1 pseudogene is annotated in these 1,989 nt (G+C 62.2%); it reads right to left on the bottom strand.

The features are described from left to right. Nucleotides 1–1,700, bottom strand: a pseudogene (locus HX846_RS21510) (methyl-accepting chemotaxis protein); the annotation flags it as partial. Between the last annotated feature and the right edge of the window lie 289 nt (nt 1,701–1,989).

The following is a 1,989-nucleotide window of genomic DNA, read 5'->3' on the forward strand; positions in this document are numbered from 1 at the left end:
AGGGCCAGCAGGTTGGTCTGGTTGGTGATGTCGCTGATCAACCCGGTGATATTGCTGATCTGTGCCATGCGGCTGTCCAGCAGTTGCACGCTTTCCGAGGAGCGCTGCACCACATCGCGAATCGACTGGGTGCCGACCTGTACCGCGAGGAATTGCTCGCGGGCCCGGCTGACCACCTCGTCCATGGCCTGCTTCATTTGCTCGGCGCTCACCGAGGCTTGCTGGATTTCTCCCAGTTGCTCTTCAACGATGATCATCATGCGGTGGGTGGCGTCGGCCACTTCATGGGACATCAACCCGGCCGCCTCGCTGCGGCCGAGCATCAATTGGTTGGTGTTGCCAACGCTGTGGCTGGCCTTGACCACCTGCCCGACCACCGAATCCAGGCGGTCGATGAAGCTGTTGATCCAGCGGCTCATGTCGCCGGTTTCGTCGTTGACCATGCGCCCGCTGTCCAGGCGTTGGCGCAGGTTGCCCTCGCCTTCGGCAATGGTGCGGATGACCTCGGTCATTTCATTCAGGCGTGCGGCCAGGCGCCTGGGGCCCAGGCGGCTGAACAGCAAGGCCGCGACGACCATGCTCAGCACCTCGCACGCATCGGTCCAGGCGGCGGGCAAACCACTGTAGTGACGGACCAGGAAGTTGCAGGCAAACAGGCCGGCCATGGTCGCCAGATAGGGCTTCATCAAGCCGTGGCTCAGGGAGCGCCGGCGGTAGACCTCTTCCAGGTCGGCCTCGCACATCATGCCCCAGCGATCCGGCGAGCCCGGCAGTTCGAAGGTCACGCCCTTGCCCACCACCGGGATGTGACGGTAGTCGGAATAGCCGGGATAGGTGACAAACAGGTTCGAGCCCTTGCGGATGGTTTCCCGCACGCCGGGGTGCAGTTGTTGGGTGGCGGGGTCGATAAACCGCAATTCCAGCTCGGTGTGGCGTTGGATCTGTACGGTTTTCCAGGGTGTGTGCACGCCGCTCTTGAGATTTTCACCGTGGGTGAAGGTGCCGTCCTCGAAGCGTGAGCGGGACAGCGCAATGCCCGGCTGCAGCGCCGGGTCGAAGCGCGATTGCACCATGAACAGGTAGTTATCGCCGGACTCGGGGAAGATATGCCCGGCCTCGCGCTGGATCAAATCCCCGAGTATGTCGTTGGGCACCCGACCGCAGAGGCAGCCGACCACCCTGCCCTCGCGGGTCAATGGTTGGTAGAACATCAGGGTCACTTCGTCATGGAAGCGCGAGGACGAAGGGCCGATCTGCAAGGTCAGCGGGTCGCTGTAGGGACCGTGGAGGAATGGCGCCTTGAGCCCGGCAGCCAGGGCTTGTTGATTGAGCGCGCGGTGACTGGCCTGGCTCCAGGTACTCGCCAGTAGTTCGCCCTTTGGGTCGACGATAAACAGCTCGGAGAAATCCCCGGCCTGGTGCAGTTTTTCCAGCAGCAGGCTGTTGTCGGTGAGCACGGAATCGCGGGCCAGTGTCGCGGCCAGTTCGTTGAGGTGTTCCCACTGTTCGCGGGTCCAGGTTTGCAGGAGTTTGACCCGGGTTTAGGCAATGGCCTCGAAGGTCTGCTCCATCACCGGGTACACCGCGCGGTTGAGGCGGCAGGACCAGCCCATGGCGAACTTGCCGGTCTTGCCCCACCAGGGCAGCCAGCTTTTCTCGGCGGAAGATAACTGCATCGTGCTGCTCGACAGGCTGCTCATGGCGGACTCCGGGAGTGATGTCTAATTGCCATATTTCAAGGCAATTAATGCGCCAATTAGCTAGCTTGCTATTGATTAGGCTGCCTGGCCTGTCATGCGGGCCAACGGGAGCGAGCTTCCTCGCTACAAAAAGCTGCATGCAATCAAGAGCATGCACCAGCGGGTGGCAGTGAGATCGCTTGTCGGGTGGGATGTCCCAAGGGGACCGTGCCGGGCTGACCATCTCATTAGGGCTCTGCCCCGCCTGTCGGCGCCTCGCTGTGGCTCGGCGTTCCCTCACTCCGGCATT

Origin of the sequence: Pseudomonas sp. K5002 (genome assembly GCF_013386655.1) — a bacterium.
Classification (GTDB): domain Bacteria; phylum Pseudomonadota; class Gammaproteobacteria; order Pseudomonadales; family Pseudomonadaceae; genus Aquipseudomonas.